Genomic DNA, 19,571 nt, shown 5'->3' with positions numbered 1-19,571 from the left:
ACGATCAGATCGCCCTTGTAGGGGTGGACGATGTTGACCGAGATCGAGGCGTTGGTCGGAGCGTTGCCGGTGCGGCCGGAGACCACGATCGAGCTGCTCACGCCGGTGGCGTTGTTGTCGGGAATGTTGACGTCGGTGCCGTTGGTGTAGGTCTGCACGCCGCTGGTGCCCACCGTGACCGTGGCGGTCTTGGTGTTGGTGGCGCCGTCGTCGTCGGTGACGGTCAGGGTGACGGTGTAGGTGCCGGCGGCCGCGTAGGTCTTGCTGGGGTTGGTGGCGGTGGAGGTGGTGCTGTCGCCGAAGTTCCAGCTGCGCGAGGCGATGCTGCCGTCGCTGTCGGTGGAGGTATCGGTGAACGCCACCGTCAGGCCGCTGGCCGAGGACGTGAAGTTCGCCACCGGTGCGGCGTTGCCGGTACCGCCCTGCGCGGCCAGCACGGCCGCGGCCGCGTCGACCAGGCCCGGACCGCAACCGCCCGGGCACTTGGCGGCCGTGATCGGACGCGCGGTGTTGGCCAGGATGGTCTGGATCTGCGCCGGGGTCTTCGGCGACGGCGCCACGGCCTGCATCAGGGCGACGATGCCGGCCACGTGCGGCGCGGCCATCGAGGTGCCCTGATTGAAGAAGTAACCGTTGGCGTCGTAGGTGGAGAGAATGCCGTTGGCGGTGTGGGTCTGCGCGCACTTGCCGGCGGTGGACTCGCCCAGGGCCAGGAACTCGACCAGCGGCGAGCAGGTTTCGCCGCCCGGCGCGGTGATGTCGATGGTGGCGCCGTAGTTGGAGTACCAGGCGCGATTGCCGTTGATGTCGCTGGAGGCGACCGAGATCGCGCCCGGGCAGTTGGCCGGCGAGAAGCCGGACACGTCGTTGTTGCTGTTGCCCGAGGCGATGACCACGGTGGTGCCGCGGTTGATCGCCGCGGTGATCGCGTTCTGATAGGTCAGACCGCAGGAGCCGGTGCCGCCCAGCGAGAGATTGATGACTTCGGCCACATTGGCGTTGGCCGGCACGCCGCTGACGGTGCCGCCGGAGGTCCAGGTGATCGCGTCGACGATATCGGAAGTGTTGCCGTAGCCGCCGTTACCGAGCACGCGCGCATGCACGACCTTGGCGTTGTAGGCCACGCCGGCGACGCCCAGGCTGTTGTTGGTGACCGCCGCGATGGTGCCGGCGACGTGGGTGCCGTGCTTGACGTTGGAGGCATCGGTCGGATCCGCGTCGCGGCCGTTGCCATCGCCGGAACCGCCGTTGCCGCTGGTGGTCGAGGTGACGAAGTCGTAACCCGGCAGGGTGTTGGCGTCGAGATCGTTATGGGCGAGACGGCCGCTGTCGATCACCGCCACGACCACGCCGGTGCCGGTGGAGGTGTCCCAGGCGCTGGAGACGTTGGCGCCGACGGCGCTGGTGGCGTAGTGCCACTGCTCGTTGTAGCGCGGGTCGTTCGGCGTGGCCAGGGCTTGCATGATCAGGTCCGGCTCGACGTAATCGACGTTGGGATCGGCGGCGATCTGGCGCATCAGCGATTCGGCTTCGGCACGGCTGAGCTTGCGATCGCTGCGCACCACGTCGGCGCCCAGCGCCATGCGGCGCAGTTGCTTCAGCCCCAGGTGCTTGCCGGACACGGCCGGCAGCGCGCGCGCGGCGCCGCTGAGCGAGGACTGCAGCGCCGTCGCGCTGCTGCGCTCGGCCGACTGTTCCTTGTATTTGACGATGAACTGGTCGTAGCTGCCTTCGGCCTTCAGGCCCGACGCGTTCATGCGGCCGGCGAACGCCGGCGCGGCGAAGGCCGTCAGCGCGACGGTCGTGGCGACCACGAGCGCGCGTACGCGGAACTGGCCTTGAGTGGAAATCGACATCCTTGGAACCCCCGATGGAAAGCAAGCGCCGCAAGTCCGCGGCAGGGACCGCCCCGGTCCGGGCGCGGCCGCGGATGCGGCCGTCGCGATCGGTTCGGAGCGGAGGTCGGCGTGCAGCACTCCGCTGCACGGGGACCACGCTAAGGAGCCCGCGGAGGCCGGAACAATGAGGCAAGCCACCCAGGTCACATCGAAATACGTGATGTTCGTCGCATATTTCTCAAGGAGCATCATTTGCTGCACTGCAAAGATACTGACCCGTAGTGAGCAAAGAGCGCCTAAATGGCACTTTGCGTCCACATCGCATCGCGACAGCCCCGACGCCATGCGCAAGCCGCGACCGGCAACAAAAACCCCGGCCGGGGCCGGGGTGGTGCGGGGGCGAAAAAGTCGACGAGCCGCCGCGACGCACTCGGGGGCGAGGTACGCCGCGACGACCGTCGAAAACCGACGGATTCAGAAGCGGACGATCAGAACGTGACGCTCCAGCTGTTGATGTAGCCCACGTCCTGCGGGGCGCGGTCGGCCGCGCGCAGCTTCCAGGCGCCGTTGAGCGTTTCGCTGCTCAGGTCGATCACGCGGTCGGTGATGATCACGTGGTCGGTGCCGTCGTTGGTGTTGGGGCGGTTGAACAGGTTGTAGACCGTGCCGTCCGGCGCGATCAGATCCACGATCAGGTCGCCGCGGAACGGGTGCTGGACATTGACCGACACCTTGGCCGTGCTGGGAGCGTTACCGGTACGGCCCGACACGGTGATGGTGCTGCTGGCGCCGGTGGCGTTGTTGTCGGGAATGTTGACGTCGGTGGCGTTGCTGTAGGTCTGCGCGCCGGGCGGATTCGGATTGCTGCCCGCGAGCAGCGCATCGACGGCCTCGAAGGCTTGCACCAGGCCGTAACCGAACTCGTTGTCGCGGCCGGCCGGGCCGAGATCCAACGCGGTCGACAACAAGGCTTCACGCACTTCCGCCGGGGTCGCGCTGGGCTTGGCGCTGAGCATCAGCGCCGCCACGCCTGCCACGTGCGGGCTGGCCATCGAGGTGCCGCTCAGAACGGCATAGTTGTCGACGCCGTAGACGTAGGTGGGATTGACGGTGACGGTCTGCCCGACCAGGCCGCGCAGCGCCTGCCCGGAAACCTGGCTGACGGCCACGCCGGTAAGCGTGGACGGATCCTTGAGACCGGTGCTGTAAGCGAACGGATCGGACACGTTGTTGTACAGGATGATGGCGCGTCCGCCGCCGCTCTTGACGTGGGTGACCTTCTCCAGCGTGGTGTTATCGCCGCGCTCGCACAGCACCACCTTGCCGCTCCAGCTGCCTGCGCTGGCGCAACGACCGCCATCGATCAGGGCCGCGGCCACCGTCGCCGATGCGCTGTTGGCCATCGGCAGCGTGTCGTAACTGCCGCCGCCGACCACGCTGATCGGCGTGCCGCGCTTGGGATAGGTGCTGGAAACGTCCTGACCCGGTGCGGCGATATCCACGCCGTCGTTGAACTGCGAGAACGCAGCCTTGGCGTTGTTCGAATCCAGCGCGGCCACGGAAATCACGCTGGCGTAGGACGCCGGATAACTCTTGGTGCTGGTGCCGTCGTTTCCGGCCGCGGCTACCAACACGATGCCCTGGTTATACAGATTGCTGAAAGCGGCACTTTCGGCGCTGCTCTGGCCGGCACCGCCCAGGCTCATGTTGATGACCTTGGCGCCGGCCTGGGCGCACTTGTCGGCGGCCGCGATCAGGTCGGAGCTGAAAGAGAAGCTGCAGCTGGGACCGTCGAAGTACTTGACGATATGCAGCGAGACCTTGCCCGGGCTGACGCCGGTCACGCCCTTGCCGTTGCCGCCCACCGCGGCGATGGTGCCGGCCACGTGGGTGCCGTGGCCGCAGTCGTCGGTGTTCCAGGTGCGGCCGCTGTCCGCGTAGCCGGTGATGCTGATGCCGGCGAAATCCTCGTGGTTGCTGCGCAGGCCGGAGTCGATCACACAGACCTTCACGCCGCTGCCGTTGGCGCCGGTGGCGACGGTGTCGGGCGCCTGCACGCGGGGGATGCCGAAGGGCACGTATTCGGCCAGCGGATAGCGCGGCATGTCGCGCTCGATGACCAGGTTCTTGTTGTTGCGCAGGCTGCTCAGCACCTGCGGCGACAGGGTCATGACCACCGAATCGAGCTGGTCGAATTCGTGGTGGGTCTTGCCTTCGGTCAGCGCGGCGACGCTCAGCCCCTTGGCCGAGGCCGTGGCGCGCAGCGCCTTCACCGACTGCTGCAGCTGGGCCTTGAACTGCGCCTTCTGGCCGCGCGGGAACCGGATCCAGACCCGGTTCGGATCGCCGGACGACTGCGCGCCGGTCGGCAGCAGCTCCGTCGGCGGTGCGGCGCCGACCGCACCGGCCACGCCGAACGCCATGACGGCGATCAACGCGACCAGACCTGCGCGGCGCTTGGATACTTTGCGAATTTCCATTCCCTGCCCCTAAATGTAGATGTATTCGATTCGGAACGAGCGGCAACGGCCGACGCCGACGCGCCTGATAGACGGCGCAAGCCTCTATTGGAGTTGCCGCGATGCGATGGACGACCCGCGCTCGGTGCCGCGCGGTCCGAGCCGCGCGGCGACCGTGTCCGCGAACGCACGCCCGGCCGTAACCGGGACGTGCGCTGCCCACTCATGCGGCCAGGATCAGAACGTGATGCTCCAGCTGTTGATGTAGCCCACGTCGTCCGCGGCCGCATCGCGCACCCGTAGCTTCCAGGTGCCGTTGAGCGCCTCGCTGGTCAGGGTGCTCACGGTGATGGTCTTGTTGATGCCACCGGAACTGCCGGCGCGGTTGGCGAGGTTGTAGGCCGAACCGTCCGGTGCGATCAGGTCCACGATCAGATCGCCGCGGTAGGTGTGCACGATGTTCACCGCCAGCGAGGTATCCGACGGCGCGTTGCCGGTGCGACCGGACACCGTGATCGGGCTTTCCACCGCCGCGCCGTTATCGACGATGGTGTAGTCGCCGCTGTTGGTGTAGGTCTGGCGCACGTTGCTGGAGGAGGACGACACCGTGACCGAACTGGTCTTGGTGTGGCTGGCGCCGCCGTTGTCCGTGACCGTCAACGAGACCGTGTAGGTGCCGGCCGCCGAGTAGGTCTTGCTGGGATTGGCCGAGGTCGAGTTGGTGCCGTCGCCGAAGCTCCAGCTACGCGAGGCGATGCTGCCGTCGCTGTCGCTGGAGGTGTCGGTGAAGCTCACCGTCAGGCCGCTGGCCGAGGAGGTGAAGTTGGCCACCGGCGCCTGGTTGCCCGGCGTGCCGCCGCTGACCGCGGCTACAGCCGCCGCGGCGTCGATCAAGCCCGCGCCGCAACCGCCCGGACAATTCGCCGCCGCGATCGGACGCGCCGTGCTTTCCAGGATCTGCTCGATCTGCGCCGGCGTCTTCGGCGTTGCGGACGCCGCCTGGATCAATGCGGCCACACCGGCCACATGCGGTGCGGCCATCGACGTGCCCTGCCATTCGCCGCCGGCATAGCCGTTGCCCTCGATCGTCGACCACACGGCATTGGCGGAGTTGACGACGACCGGCTGGACGCATGCGCCCCTAGGGCTCTGCCCAAGCGGCAAATGTTCCGTCGACGGCGAGCAGACTTCGCCACCCGGCGCGGTCACATCGAGGGTAGCGCCATAGCTCGAGTAATACGCGCGGCGACCGCCGCGATCGCTGGCGCCGACGCTGATCACGTTGTTGCAGCTGGCCGGCGCGTTGTTGGCGACGTCGTTGTTGAAGTTGCCTGCGGCGGCGATCACCACCGAGCCGCGGGCCACCGCGGCGTTGATGGCGGCCTGCTCGGCCGGGCCGCAGGCGCGCGTGCCGCCCAGGGACAGATTGATCACTTCAGCGGGGTTGGCGTTGGCCGGCACGCCGGACACCGTGCCGCCGGAGGCCCAGGTGATGGCATCGATGATGTCGGAGCCACCACCACTGCCGTCCCGGCCCAGCACTCGAATCGGAACCACCTTGGCGTTGTAAGCCACACCGGCCAAGCCCAGGCTATTGTTGGCCACGGCGGCGACGGTGCCGGCCACATGTGTGCCGTGCACGACATTGGAAGCATCGTTAGGGTCTGAATCGCGACCGTTGCCGTCATCGGATGCGCCGCAGGTGCTGGTGGTTCCGCAACTGGCGAATCCCAGCCCCGTGGTGGTGCTGATCATGTCGTAGCCCGGCAGGATGTTGGCGTCCAGATCGCTATGCGGCAGGATGCCGCTGTCGATCACGGCCACCACCACGCCGGTGCCGGTGCTGGTGTTCCAGGCAACCGGAGCGCGGATGCCGACGGCATCGTCGGCGTAGTGCCACTGACTGGAGTACAGCGGGTCGTTCGGCACCGCCAACGCGTGCACGACGAAGTCGGACTGCACCCACTCCACGTTCGGGTCGGCGGCGAGCTGGCGGATCAGCGCAGCGGCTTCATCGCCGTTCAAAGTAGTGTCGCTGGTGATGACATCGGCGCCCAGCGCCATGCGGCGCAGATGCTTCAGACCCACACGCTTGCCCTTGGAGCCGGCCGGCATCAGGGTGCGCGATGCAGCGGTGTTCAAAGAGGAAGCGAGCGCGGCCGTGCTGGTGGTCGGCGCGCTGCTGTTCTTGTACTTGATCATGAAACGACCGTACTGGCCGTCGGCCTTGAGGTCGGCGACATAGGCTTGGCCGGCGAAGGCGGGCGCGGCCAATGCGGCCAGCGCAACGGCCGTCGCGGCCGCCAGTACGTGTACGCGCAGTTTGCTGTTGGTATTCGACATCGTTTTCATATCCCCGGATGTGAAACGCAATGGGCCGCTAGGCGGCTATGGCGGTCCGAACCAGGAGCGGGAACCTGCATCGCTCGCGGGCTGGACCAGGGCGAAGGCATCGAGATGCCTGGGCCGTGGGCCAAACTACGAGTCGGATCCGAGGGAAACGCCTGCTGACCAGGACGGATTGCGGTCGTAAACGTGGCTTACGTCACATTTTCGTAAATTGAAATTTTCTGCTACTCAAAGAAGTCACACTTCGTGCGTAGCGATGCGCCAGCAAGCGAAATCACAAGGCGACCGGCGCATCGACTGACCGCCGTCACGCAACGGTTTCCCCTGTAAATACCCTACCTTAGGCGATCTTCCAGCGCTGATCGCCGGCTTGCCGAAGCCGAACCGGAAACGCGCTTCGGGAGGCGTTGCCAGGGCTTGCCGCATTTTCAAATACGAAAAATATGCCGACACAAGGTGGGGCTGCGCAGGTCCCAAGCCGACGCCAGGCCCCACCCCTCGCCGCCAGGGTCTGGATGCCCGCCACGGCCCGCCGCCTCCTGCCTGACCGACGCCTGCGGCCTCAAAAACGAAACCCCGGCATGAGCCGGGGTCTCGAAACGAAGCGCACTGCTCGGATCTAGGCGCCGATCAGAACGTGATGCTCCAGCTGTTGATGTAACCCACATCGTTCGCGGCGGCGTCGCGCACACGCAGCTTCCAGGTGCCGTTGAGCGCCTCGCTGGTCAGGGCGCTCACGGTGATGGTCTTGTTGATGCCACCGGAACTGCCCGCGCGGTTGGCGAGGTTGTAGGCCGAACCGTCCGGTGCGATCAGGTCCACGATCAGATCGCCGCGGTAGGTGTGCACGATGTTCACCGCCAACGAGGTATCCGACGGCGCGTTGCCGGTGCGACCGGACACCGTGATCGGGCTTTCCACCGCCGCGCCGTTATCGACGATGGTGTAGTCGCCGCTGTTGGTGTAGGTCTGGCGCACATTGCTGGAGGAGGACGACACCGTGACCGAGCTGGTCTTGGTGTGGCTGGCGCCGCCGTTGTCCGTGACCGTCAACGAGACCGTGTAGGTACCGGCCGCCGAGTAGGTCTTGCTGGGATTGGCCGAGGTCGAGTTGGTGCCGTCGCCGAAGCTCCAGCTGCGCGAGGCGATGCTGCCGTCGCTGTCGCTGGACGTGTCGGTGAAGCTCACCGTCAGGCCGCTGGCCGAGGAGGTGAAGTTGGCCACCGGCGCCTGATTGCCCGGCGTGCCGCCGCTGACCGCGGCCACGGCCGCCGCCGCGTCGATGATGCCGGCGCCGCAACCGCCGCTGCACTTGCTGGGGACGATCGGGCGAGCGGTGCCTTCCAGGACCTGCTCGATCTGAACCGGCGTCATGGTCGTCGCCGAAGCGGCGACGACCAGCGCCGCGACGCCGGAGGCGTGCGGAGCCGCCATCGACGTGCCCGCGTAACCGTCGTAGGCATTGGTGGGCACGGTCGAAAGCACGCCCCCGCCGCTGACGTTCTCGCCGCCGGGCGCGGTGATATCGATGGTGGCGCCCCAGCTGGAGAAGCTCGAGCGCGAGCCGCTCTTGTTGCTGGCGGCGACCGAGATCACGCCGTCGCAGCTGGCCGGTATGCTGTCGACGATTACGCCATTGAAATTGCCGTTGACGATGTCGATGTTGTCGTTGCCCGCGGCTGCGATGACGACCGAGCCCTTGGCAATGGCCCTGTCGATCGCCGCCTTGTAGGCCGGGGCCGCGTTGGCGCAGGAGCCTTCCGCCGCCCCGCCCAGCGACATGTTGATGATTTTGGCCGGATTCGCATTTGCCGGAACACCGGCGACGGTATCGCCCGAAGCCCAGGTGATCGCGTCGACGATGTCGGAATCGTCGCCGAAACCCTGATTGCCAAGCACGCGAATCGGGACGACCTTGGCGCCGTAGGCCACACCCGCCACGCCGATACCGTTGTTGGTCACCGCGGCGATGGTACCGGCCACGTGGGTGCCGTGCGCGCCCGTGCCTGCCACCGAACTGTCCGTGGGATCCGCATCGCGACCGTTGCCATCGTCCGACTTGCCGCAACCCGTCTGAGCGCCGACCGCCGCGCACGCCTGCCTGGAACCGCCGGTGGTCGAGGTGACCATGTCGTAGCCGGGCAGGATGTTGGCATTGAGATCGTTGTGCGAAATGATGCCGCTGTCGATTACCGCCACCACGACGCCACTGCCGGTGCTGGTGTTCCACGCCGTCGGCGCACGAATACCGACGGCGCTATCGGCGTAATGCCACTGCTGGCCGAAATTCGGATCGTTGGGGATCGCCAGAGCGCGTTTCTTGCCGTCCACCTGCACGAACTGGACGTTCGGATCGGCTGCGATCTGGCGCATCAGCGCCGCGGCCTCTTCGTGGTTCAGCTCCTGATCGGAGGCGATCACGCTGGCGCCTGGCATCAGCATACGACGCACTTGCTTCAGGCCGATGCGCTTGCCCTTGGAGGCGGCGGGCAGGATCGTGCGCGCCGCCATATTGCTGAGGGACGTGCTCAACGCGGCGCTGCTGGCGGCCGGGGACGAGTCGTCCTTGTATTTCACGATGAAGCGGCTGTAGCTGCCGCCGGCTTTGAGTCCGGCGAAATGGGCCTGGCCGGCGACGGCCGGTGAGGCCATCGCGGTCAAAGCCAGCGCGGTCGCCGCCGCCAGTACATGTACGCGTAGATTGCTGTTGGAATTCGACATCGTTTTCGTATCCCCGGAAATGAAACGCAATGGGCCGCTAAGCGGTTATGGCTGTCCGTACCGAGTGCGAAAGCGCTGCGTCGCTCGCGGGCCGGACGAGGGCGGAGGCATCGAGATGCCTGAACCGTGGGCCAAACTACGAGTCGGATCTGAGGGAAACGCCTGACGGCCAGGGCCGATTGCGGCCAAAAATGCGATATCTATCGCATTTTCGAAAATTGAAAATTTTCGTCGCTCAAAGAAGTCACACTTTGTGCGTAGGGCTGCGCGACGAGGCCGAAATCGAGGGCGAGCGGCGGATCGAGGCCCCGCGGTCCGGCAACGATTTTCGCTGAAAACACCCTATGCACGACGATTTCCCAGCATCGGCGGCTGCCCCGCCGAGCGCGCCCTCGCGTGCTCCTGGACGCCGTCCGGACGGCCCAACACTGTTTTCCATTCAGCAAACTGGCCGCTGCACAGACGACGCTGTACCGCCCCCTCCCCGCGACGAGCCGGACGCGGGCAACCACCCCCTCGCCGGCCGGCGCACAAGGCGGGCGCCATCGGCTCAGCAAGGTTCGCAGCATCCCCGGCACGCGGGTGCAGGGACCCCGGAAAACGAAACCCCGGCCTGAGCCGGGGTTTCGAGACGAAGCGCACTGCTCGGATCTAGGCGCCGATCAGAACGTGACGCTCCAACTGTTGATGTAACCCACGTCGAACTGCGCGCGGTCGGCCACGCGCAGCTTCCAGGCGCCGTTGAGCGGCTCGCTGCTCAGGTTGACCACGCGGTCGGTGATGATCACGTGGTCGGTGCCGTCGTTGGTGTTGGGGCGGTTGAACAAGTTGTAGACGCTGCCGTCCGGCGCGATCAGGTCCACGATCAGATCGCCGCGGAACGGGTGCTGCACATTGACCGACACCTTGGCCGTGCTGGGAGCGTTGCCGGTACGGCCCGACACGGTGATGGTGCTGCTGGCGCCGGTGGCGTTGTTGTCGGGAATGTTGACGTCGGTGGTGTTGCTGTAGGTCTGGGTACCGCCGGTGCCGCCGACCGTGACCGTGGCGGTCTTGGTGTTGCTGGCGCCGCCGTTGTCCGTGACCGTCAACGAGACCGTGTAGGTACCGGCCGCCGAGTAGGTCTTGCTGGGATTGGCCGAGGTCGAGTTGGTGCCGTCGCCGAAGCTCCAGCTGCGCGAGGCGATGCTGCCGTCGCTGTCGCTGGACGTGTCGGTGAAGCTCACCGTCAGGCCGCTGGCCGAGGACGTGAAGTTGGCCACCGGTGCCTGGTTGCCCGGGCCGGGACCGCCGGAGAACAGGCTGTGCAGCATGAAGTTCGGCGATCCGCGCAGGTTGCCGGTGACCTTGCCGGCCGTGGCGTTGTTCATGATCGCCGCGTGCACTTCGTCCGGCGTGGCCGAGGGGTGCGTGGACAGGTACAGCGCGACGACGCCGGCCACGTGCGGAGTGGCCATCGAGGTGCCGCTCATGGTGGCCGTGGAGCTCGACCCGCTGATGCCGGCCGAGACGATGTCGCTGCCGGGTCCGAACAGATCCACGCAGCTGCCCCAGCCGGGCGCCTGGCCGCTGGGCCAAAGCGAGCGCGCGTCGTTGCGGTCGGTGGCGGCGACGGTCAGCGCCCGCGGCACCCGCCGCGGCGACCCCGAACAGGCATCGTCGTTGCTATTGCCCGACGCAGCCACGACCACCACACCGGCGTTGAGCATGTTGGTGATCGAGGTGTCTATGGCGGTGGAGCCCGGGTAACCGAAGCTCATGTTGGCCACCGCGGGTTTGACGTGATTGGCCGTCACCCAGTCGATAGCCGCGATGGCCTCCGAGGTTTGCGCATTGCCGGTGCAGTCGAAGACACGGATCGGATGCACGGTGGCCTTCTTGGCGACGCCCCAGGTGGTGCCGGCGACGGTGCCGGCCACGTGGGTGCCGTGACCGTGGCAGTCGTTGGTGCTGGGATCGCCCGGCCTGACCGAGAACCCGTTGCCCATGCGCCCGCTGAATTCGGTGTGGTCCGCGCGCACGCCGGTGTCGAGGATGTAGGCGTGAACGCCGGTGGCGTCGGTGTCGTAGGTGTAGGTGGTGCTGAGCGGCAGATTGCGCTGGTCGACGCGATCGATGCCCCAGGTCGCATTGTTCTGGGTGGCGTAGATCGAGCCGATACCGTCTTCCTCGACATAGGCCACGCGCGGATCCTTCAGCAGCTGCGCCAGCGCGGCGTCGTCGGCGTCGACCACGAAGCCGCGCAGCGCGTGCTGGTAGCTGCGCAGCAGCTTGGCGCGATGCTGGGTGGCCATGCTGCGCGCGACCGAAGGCACCTGGGCCATGGTCACGCCAGTGGCGCTGCGCGCCGACGGCCCGGTGGCCGGCTCTTTCAGCACGACGATGTAGCGGCCTTCGATCGGCCTCTCGACCGTCAACAGTTCCGCGGCCAGACCCGGGAGCGCGGCGCATACCAGCGAGGCGCCGATGGTTACCGACAAGATACGACGATTCATTCACATGTCCTTGTAGTGAGCGGGCCCGGTCGGCAGCGGCGGATTGCGCCGACGGTGCAATTGCGACGAGCGGCGTCCCGCTCCACGCGCGCCGACGCGCCGCATCGCAGCGGGCATCGGCCTTGCACCGGACAGCAGCACGCTACGGATCCGCTCGTTCCAAGCGGATGCCGGCAGCGCGTTCGCGGCAGCTACGTTCTAAGAGCCCGTGTTTCGAAGGCCGCGTGTGCGGCAGGTAACCGCTTTGCCTGCGCGTTGCTCAGCGTCGTGATGCGAAGGCAGAACGGGATTCACGACCGCTGCGTTCGCAGGGCCGCGATCCACAACCTAGGTAGGCGGGCAAGCCTCGTCCATGCGCCTAAAACGGTTCCAACCGGCGTAAACCGTGAACCAAGCTGCATTTTCTGAAATGGATATTTCTCGCATGCACAGAAAGTGTGGTCATGCGTGTGCATACCGCGGCGAATGCCGCCGGCTCAGAACATCCCGGTTTCCAGGCGCGCGGCCTCGGACATCATGTGGCGCCCCCACGGCGGGTCGAACACCAGCTCGACGTCGGCCTCGGCCACGGTCGGGATCATTTCCAGCTTGCTGCGCACGTCGTCGATCAGGATGTCGCCCATGCCGCAGCCGGGCGCGGTCAGGGTCATGCGCACTTCGACCAGGCGCTGGCCGTCGTCGCGGTGCTTGATCTGGGCTTCGTAGACCAGGCCGAGGTCGACCACGTTGATCGGGATTTCGGGATCGAAGCAGGTGCGCAGCTGCTTCCACACCAGTTGCTCGACCGCCTCGTCGTCGGCGCCTTCGGGCAGTTCCAGCGGTTCGGGCGGTTCCTTGCCGATCGCGTCGGCGTCCTTGCCCGAGATCCGGAACAGATTGCCTTCGACGAAGACGGTGTAGCTGCCGCCCAGGGCCTGGGTGATATAGCCGACGCTGCCGGCGGGCAGGGTCACCTGCTCGCCCTGCGGCACGAGGACGACGGCGCAATCGCGCTCGAAACGGACGGGTTCGCTGCTGCGGGAGTACATGCCGGAAAGATTGGGGTGCCGCGCTCCGGCACAAGGCGCGCAGTCTAACAGGGCGCCGCGCGGCGGCCGGCCCCCGGGATGGATCGCAGCGTCGCCCGGACGTGGCCAAAGCGCCTGCGCGCGCCCTCGCCGCCCGGCAGGCCGACTTCAGGCACTGCCCGCGGGCACGCGGCCGGCTATGCTGTGCGGCTGGATTCCCCCGCCCGTCGAGCCCTAGATGACCCCTGCCGCTCCGCCCGCCGCCGCGTCCCCGCCGCCCCGAACGGCGCTGTCGTGGACCTTGTCGTGGTCGCTGCTGCTGTTGGGCACCCTGGGCTTCGCCACGGTGTGGTTGCTGCTGAGCCTGTACAGCGGGCGCCAGAACAGCTGGATGGCGGTGATCGGCGCGATCGACCTGGCCTGGATGCTGCGCCTGGGCGGCTGGCCGCGCGGATGGGGGCGGGCCGCGATGGGCGTGCTGGGCACGGCCGCGATCGTGCTGATCTACAGCTGGAGCATCGCCTCCACCCAGATCGGCCTGTCGCTGGGCGTCGGCCTGCTGGACTCGCTGCCCAAGCTGGGCCTGCATCACGCCTGGCTGCTGACCCAACTGGCCAACGGCCCGGCCGACTGGGCCTGGCTGGCGCTGGGGCTGGTGGCGGCGGCGTTCGCCTCGCGCTGATCCGCGCCGGCGCCGGCGCGACCTCTCAGGCCGGCGCGGTCTCGCGCAGGCATTCGCCGAACAGCTTGGCGGCCTCGCCGATCTCCGCCACCGACATCGCGCCGAAGCCCATCAGCAGGCCGGCGCGGTCGGGCGCGTTCAAGTAATACGGCGCGATCGAATACAGGCCCAGCGCGCGCGTGGCCGCGTGCGCGATCAAGGCCTCGCCCTGGGCGGCGTCGCGGCCGCGCAGCCACACCAGCAGGTGCATGCCGGCGTGCGAGTCGTCGATCTCGAGGAACTCGCCGCAGTGCTGGCGCAAGCCTTCGAGCAGGGCCTCGCGGCGCTGCTTCAGGGTCTTGCCGGTGCGGCGCAGGTGGCGCTCGAAGCTGCCGTCGGCCATGAACTGCGCCAGCGCGGCCTGTTCGATGCCGGGCGATCCGAAATCGTCGACCCATTTGGCCGAAATGAAATCGTCGCGCAGGCTGGGCGGCACCACCACGTAGCCCAGCCGCAGCGACGGGAACAGCACCTTGGAGAAGCTGCCCACGTAGACCACGCGCCCGGATTCGTCCAGCGAACGCAGCGCCGCGTGCGGCTGGGCGTCGTAGCGGAATTCGCCGTCGTAGTCGTCCTCGAAGATCCAGCAGCCGTGGCGATTGGCGTAGTCCAGCAGGGCCAGGCGGCGCGGCAGCGACATCAGCGCGCCGGTCGGGAACTGGTGCGAGGGGGTCACGCAGATCAGGCGCGGCGGCTCGTTCGGCAGATCGTCGGTGCGTAGGCCGTCGCGATCGATCGCGACCGGCACCAGGCGCGCGCCGTGGGTGTACAGCGCTTCGCGCGAGGCGAAGTACTGCGGCTCCTCGATCACCGCCGCGTCGCCCGGATCCAACAGCACGCGCGCGGTCAGGCTGATCGCCTGCTGGGTGCCGGCGACGATGATGATGTCCTCGGGCGAGCAGATCACGCCGCGCCGATGGGCGATGTATTCGCTGGCGGCGGCGCGCAGCGCCGGCGAGCCGTGCGCGGTGGGATAGGTCGGCGGCGTGTACAGCGCCGAATGCGCGAGCGCGCGCGACCAGGCCGAGGTCAGCAGCGGATTGGTGAACGGCACGCCGTACTGGAAGCTGTAGCGCGCGCCCTCGACGCGACGCCCGGGCATGCGCGGGTGATCGTGGCACGCGCGCAGGCGGCGCACATAGTCGGTTTCGGGCAATCCGCGTTCGACCGGGCGCGGCACCGGCGCGGCCGGCGTGATCGGGCTGGCGACATAGCTGCCGGAACCGACCCGGCCCTGCATGAAGCCTTCCGCGCGCAGTTGTTCGTAGGCGGCCAGCACGGTATTGCGCGACACCGCCAGTTGCTGGGCCAACGCGCGCGTGGGCGGAAAGCGCACGCCCTGCGCGACCCGGCCCGACAGCACGGCGTCCTTGAGCGCGCGCACCAGCTGGGTCTGCAGCGGGCCGCGGCCGTCTAGCTCCAGATGCATGGGGGTTTCCGAAAGGTTCCAGTGCGCGGACGCAGGCGATCCGCCCGACGGCCAATCTATCGGGCCGGACGATGCCGGCACAACATGACCAATGGGAGCGTCAACACAAATCGTCACTTCCGCGCAGTCACCGCACGAGTCCGGCATAGCTTTTCAGTCGCCGAACGCGCAACTCCGATCGTTAAGGATTCGTAATTTCACTGAGCCGGCCAACGCATGGCCCTAACCCAGCGGAGTTACGCAATGCCCTCGCACACCCTCAGTCATGCCATCCGACGAGCGCTGTTCGCCACCGCCGCGGCGTCCACCGCGGCGCTGCCGATCGTGACGCACGCCCAGGCGGCGGAAGAATCCCAGACCACCACGCTGGATCGCATCGAAGTGACCGGCTCGCGCATCAAGCGCACCGACATCGAAACCTCGCAGCCGATCTTCACCCTCAGCCGCGACGACATCAGCTCGCAGGGCCTGACCTCGGTCGGCGACGTGATCCAGAACATCACCGCCAACGGTTCCGCCCTCAACAGCACGGTCAACAACGGCGGCGACGGCCAGACCCAGGTCAACCTGCGCAATCTGGGCGCCAACCGCACTCTGGTGCTGGTGAACGGCCGGCGCTGGGTCGGCGGCGCCGGCCTGGGCGGCGTGGTCGATCTGAACACCATCCCCACCGCCGCGGTCGAGCGCATCGAAGTGCTGAAGGACGGCGCCTCGACCATCTACGGCTCCGACGCCATCGCCGGCGTGGTCAACGTGATCCTGCGCCAGAACTACGAGGGCGCCGAGGCCAATGCCTATGTCGGCACCTACGCCGACGGCGACGGCTTCCGCGAGGCGGTGGACTTCACCATCGGCGCCGCGTCCGACCGCTGGACTGCGATGTTCGGCATCGCCTACGTCAAGGAAGAGCCGGTGCTGGCCGGCGACCGCAAGATTTCCAAGGAACCGGTCGCCGGCACCGGCAATTTCTTCGGCAGCTCGACCGTGCCCAACGGCCGCTTCGCCTTGTGCAACGGCACCTTCGATCCGATCTTCGGTACCTGCTCGGTGGCCGAAACCCGCCCCGACGGATCGGTCGGCCAGTTCACCTACAACGACGGCCAGTCCGGCACGAACTGGCGCAATCGCACCGGCAACGACGTCTACAACTTCGCGCCCGACAACTACCTGCTGACGCCGCAGGAGCGCCGCTCGGTGTTCGCCTCCGGCTCGCTCGACATCAGCGAGAACCTGCGCTTCCGCACCACCCTGACCTACAACAACCGCCGCTCCGAGCAGTTGCTGGCGGCCATGCCGATCGTGCTGGGCAGCGGCCCGGGCGCGGGCCTGCAGCCCAAGACCGTCACCATCAGCCCGGACAGCATGTACAACCCGTTCGGCACCACCGTCTCGCGCATCCAGCGCCGCGCGGTCGAGACCGGCGGTCGCTCGTTCCGTCAGGACATCGACACCTTCGCCGCCAACCTCGGCTTCGAGGGCACCCTGAACTTCGCCGACAAGCCCTACGACTGGGAAGCCGGCTACTACTACGGCGAGAACAAGCAGAACACCGTCACCGACGGCCTGTTCAACCTGCTCGCGCTGCGCAACGCGCTGGGCCCGTCGATGATCGATACCGTCGCCGGACGCTCCACCACCGGCCGGCCGATCTGCGTGAGCAACCCCGGCGATCCGACCTCGATCATCCTGGGCTGCGTGCCCTTGAACCTGCTCGGCGCGGCCGGCTCGATCACGCCGGAGATGCTGGCCTACTCCAGCTTCGTCGCCCACGACTCGGTCGGCTTCAAGCAGAAGACCTACTACGCCAACATCGGCGGCGACCTGTTCGAGCTGCCGGCCGGCCCGCTGGCGTTCTCGTTCGGCCTGGAACACCGCGCCGAAAGCGGCTACTTCCAGCCCGACGCGCTGATCGCCTCCGGCAACACCACCGGCAATGCGGCCGCGCCGATCTCCGGCGGCTACTCGCTGGACGAGGCTTACCTGGAACTGGCGGTGCCGGTGCTGTCCGACATGCCGTTCGCCAAGCTGCTGGATTTCTCGATCGCCACGCGCTATTCCGACTACAGCAACGTCGGCGACACCCTCAACAGCAAGTTCGGTTTCCGCTGGAAGCCGATCGACGACCTGATGATCCGCGGCAACTGGTCCGAGGGCTTCCGCGCCCCGGCCATCGTCGAACTGTTCGCCGGCACCGCCGACGCCTTCCCGACCATCACCGACCCCTGCGACCTGTCGCGCTTCCCCAGCCTCTCGGCCGCCGCGCAGGCGCGCTGCATGGGCCAGGGCGTGCCCAACGGCGGCTACGACCAGGGCAATCCGCAGATCCGCATCAACGTCAGCGGCAACCCGCTGCTGGAGCCGGAGAGCAGCGAATCCACCACCCTGGGCTTCGTCTACAGCCCGTCCTGGCTGGAAGGCTTCGACGTGACCCTGGACTGGTGGAAGATCGACATCGACAACGCCCTGGTCGCGCCGACCGGCCAGTTCATCCTCGACGAGTGCATCGTCGGCAACGTGCAGCGCTTCTGCAATTACACCCGCGCGCCCGGCGGCGCGATCTCCAACCTGCTGTCGCAGCCGGTCAATATCGGCGGCCTGCGCACCGAAGGTTACGACCTGACCGTGAACTACAAGCTGCCGGAAACCCGCTGGGGCCGCTTCAGCTTCAACTGGGACAGCAGCTACGTGGCCAAGGCCGAGGTGGATTTCGACGACGACGGCGTGTTCGGCGAGCGCCTGGAAGGCGTGCCGCGGATCGGCCAGCGCATCGAGGATTGGCCGATCGACGAAGCCGCCAACGAACCCGGCGAGTACATCACCGGCAGCAACGGCTGGCGCATCCGCTCCAACCTGATGGTGCGCTGGGAGAAGGGCGATTTCGGCGCGACCTGGAACCTGCGCTATTTCTCGCACCAGGACGAGCGTTGCCAGGTGCTGGTGGACAACGGCTTCGACGAGCTGTGCAGCGACCCGGACCGCATGATCGCCGTGCCGGTGGATCTCAACAACAACGGCGTCTGGGACGGCCCGGCCGGCGGCGACGCCCTGCAGGCGGTGGCCGAGGCCGAGAACAAGATCGGCGCCACCACCTACCACGACGCCAGCGTGTACTGGAACACGCCCTGGAACTCCAAGGTCACCATCGGCGTGAACAACATCTTCGACAAGAACCCGCCGTTCTCCGCCCAGGCCTTCGCCAACAGCTTCGATCCGGCCTATGAGGTACCGGGGCGCTTCATCTATTTCCGCTACACCCAGAAGTTCTGATCGACGGCATCGATGCGCAACCGAGGCGGCCCCGCGAGGGGCCGCTTTCTTTTCGCGTCTTCGGCACAGCCGAACGCATACGCGCGTCGATTCGGGCCTGCGCCCGCGGAACAGCGCCGGCGCGGCGCGACCAGCAAGATTTGCGGCGTCAGCGGTGCCTCATCTCTCTCTCCGAAGCAAGGTCGACGCTAGTCCGGCACGCAGGAAACCACGGTACAGCGCACCCACCGTCCGCAGGCATGCCCGGGATCTTCCCGGGCTCTTTTTTCGGACCCACGCAGGCGGGTCCGATTGGCTCCATCGCATTCGAAAAAATTGGTCCTCCAGTCCGCGCGCGACGCTGGGTAGGGTGATCGCAACGGCGCCGGATGCGCCATCGAATCGCGAGAGCCCCCCGTGAACCTGCGCTATCACCCCCTACGATTCGCCGAGAACCTCGACCTCAGCGCCCGCGGCGGCGACGAGTTGCACCTGATCCGCGCCTCCGCGCGCGGCGCCCAGGTGGAGCTGCCCGCGCAATGGATTTCGTTCTGCCTGCCGTTGTCGGGCCGCCTGCGCTGCGAAGCCCAGGACAGCGCCTGGGAGATCGAGGCCGGTCACGCCCAGGTCTGGCGCGAAGGCCCGCTGCGCTGCAGCGCGCGCCAGCCTTGCGGTTGGCTGGCCGTGGCCGGCTCGCACGCGGCCTGGGCGCGCTACCTGCGCCACCAGCATGGCGAGGAAGTCGGCGGCGACGCCGGCGGCGCCGATCTGTTCCCCTGGGAGGGCCCGGCCGGGCGCGATCTGCGCCGCCTGACCGTGCGCCTGGCGCGCCGCACGCGCGACGTCGAGATCGACATCGAACCGCTGCTGGAAGCCCTGTGCGCGGCCCTGGTCGATCAGCAACGCGACCTGCACCAGCGCCTGCAGCGCTGCAGCGGACGCACCCTGCGCCGGCGCCAACAGACCCTGCTGCGGCTGCTGCGCGTGCAGCACCTGATCCGCCGCCATCCCGATGCGCGCCTGGACCTGGCGCGGCTCGCGCGCAGCGCCAGCTACTCGCCCTGCCATCTGATCCGCATCTACCGCGACGTGTTCGACGAGACCCCGACCGAGTACGCCGCGCGCCTGCGGTCCGATCGCGCCTGGCGCATGGTCCGCGAGACCCGCATGCCGGTGTGCGAAATCACCGAGGCCCTGGGCTTCGAAAGCCAGAGCGCGTTCTGCCGCGCCTTCAAGCACTCCTTCGGCCTGACCGCGACCGAAGCGCGCCGGCTCGAATGCGCGCAATCGCAAGCGGCCTGATTCC

At 67.5% G+C, this 19,571-nt stretch carries 10 protein-coding genes; 3 read left to right on the top strand and 7 right to left on the bottom strand.

The window, feature by feature from the left end:
• The 6 genes from BMZ45_RS19800 to sufT all read right to left on the bottom strand — a co-directional run.
• Nucleotides 1-1,856, bottom strand: a 1,856-nt coding sequence (locus BMZ45_RS19800) for a S8 family serine peptidase (RefSeq protein ID WP_175489167.1), incomplete at its 3' end; no start/stop codon positions are given.
• 470 nt (nucleotides 1,857-2,326) lie between these two features.
• Nucleotides 2,327-4,318, bottom strand: a complete 1,992-nt coding sequence (locus BMZ45_RS22175) for a S8 family serine peptidase (RefSeq protein ID WP_091638231.1) — start codon at nucleotides 4,316-4,318, stop codon at nucleotides 2,327-2,329.
• Nucleotides 4,319-4,534: 216 nt separating this feature from the next.
• Nucleotides 4,535-6,640 (bottom strand): S8 family serine peptidase, encoded by a 2,106-nt coding sequence (locus tag BMZ45_RS19790; protein WP_091638252.1) that lies wholly within the window; start codon nucleotides 6,638-6,640, stop codon nucleotides 4,535-4,537.
• A gap of 636 nt (nucleotides 6,641-7,276) precedes the next feature.
• Nucleotides 7,277-9,367 (bottom strand): S8 family serine peptidase, encoded by a 2,091-nt coding sequence (locus BMZ45_RS19785; RefSeq protein WP_091638230.1) that lies wholly within the window; start codon nucleotides 9,365-9,367, stop codon nucleotides 7,277-7,279.
• Between the two features lie 662 nt (nucleotides 9,368-10,029).
• Nucleotides 10,030-11,862: a S8 family serine peptidase gene (locus BMZ45_RS19780; RefSeq protein ID WP_091638229.1), complete on the bottom strand. Its 1,833-nt coding sequence runs from the start codon at nucleotides 11,860-11,862 to the stop codon at nucleotides 10,030-10,032.
• 476 nt (nucleotides 11,863-12,338) lie between these two features.
• The gene (gene sufT / locus BMZ45_RS19775) at nucleotides 12,339-12,890 is read right to left on the bottom strand and encodes a putative Fe-S cluster assembly protein SufT (protein WP_091638228.1); all 552 of its coding nucleotides are present in this window, start codon (nucleotides 12,888-12,890) and stop codon (nucleotides 12,339-12,341) included.
• Between the two features lie 217 nt (nucleotides 12,891-13,107).
• Here sufT and BMZ45_RS19770 point away from each other — a divergent pair, with 217 nt between their 5' ends.
• On the top strand, nucleotides 13,108-13,551 hold the full coding sequence (locus BMZ45_RS19770; RefSeq protein WP_139215598.1) for a hypothetical protein: 444 nt from the start codon (nucleotides 13,108-13,110) through the stop codon (nucleotides 13,549-13,551).
• Between the two features lie 25 nt (nucleotides 13,552-13,576).
• On the opposite strand, the gene BMZ45_RS19765 is transcribed toward BMZ45_RS19770, so the two are convergent.
• Nucleotides 13,577-15,019, bottom strand: a complete 1,443-nt coding sequence (locus BMZ45_RS19765; protein ID WP_091638226.1) for a MocR-like pyridoxine biosynthesis transcription factor PdxR — start codon at nucleotides 15,017-15,019, stop codon at nucleotides 13,577-13,579.
• Between the two features lie 243 nt (nucleotides 15,020-15,262).
• Here BMZ45_RS19765 and BMZ45_RS19760 point away from each other — a divergent pair, with 243 nt between their 5' ends.
• Complete coding sequence (locus tag BMZ45_RS19760; RefSeq protein WP_091638225.1) at nucleotides 15,263-18,286, top strand: TonB-dependent receptor domain-containing protein; 3,024 nt, start codon at nucleotides 15,263-15,265, stop codon at nucleotides 18,284-18,286.
• A gap of 396 nt (nucleotides 18,287-18,682) precedes the next feature.
• Nucleotides 18,683-19,567, top strand: a complete 885-nt coding sequence (locus BMZ45_RS19755) for a helix-turn-helix domain-containing protein (protein WP_175489166.1) — start codon at nucleotides 18,683-18,685, stop codon at nucleotides 19,565-19,567.
• Nucleotides 19,568-19,571: the final 4 nt, after the last annotated feature.

Source organism: Lysobacter sp. cf310, from assembly GCF_900114355.1.
Lineage (GTDB): Bacteria > Pseudomonadota > Gammaproteobacteria > Xanthomonadales > Xanthomonadaceae > Lysobacter.
Note: the sequence above shows the minus strand (reverse complement) of the source record. Positions and strands in the feature narration are given on the sequence as shown.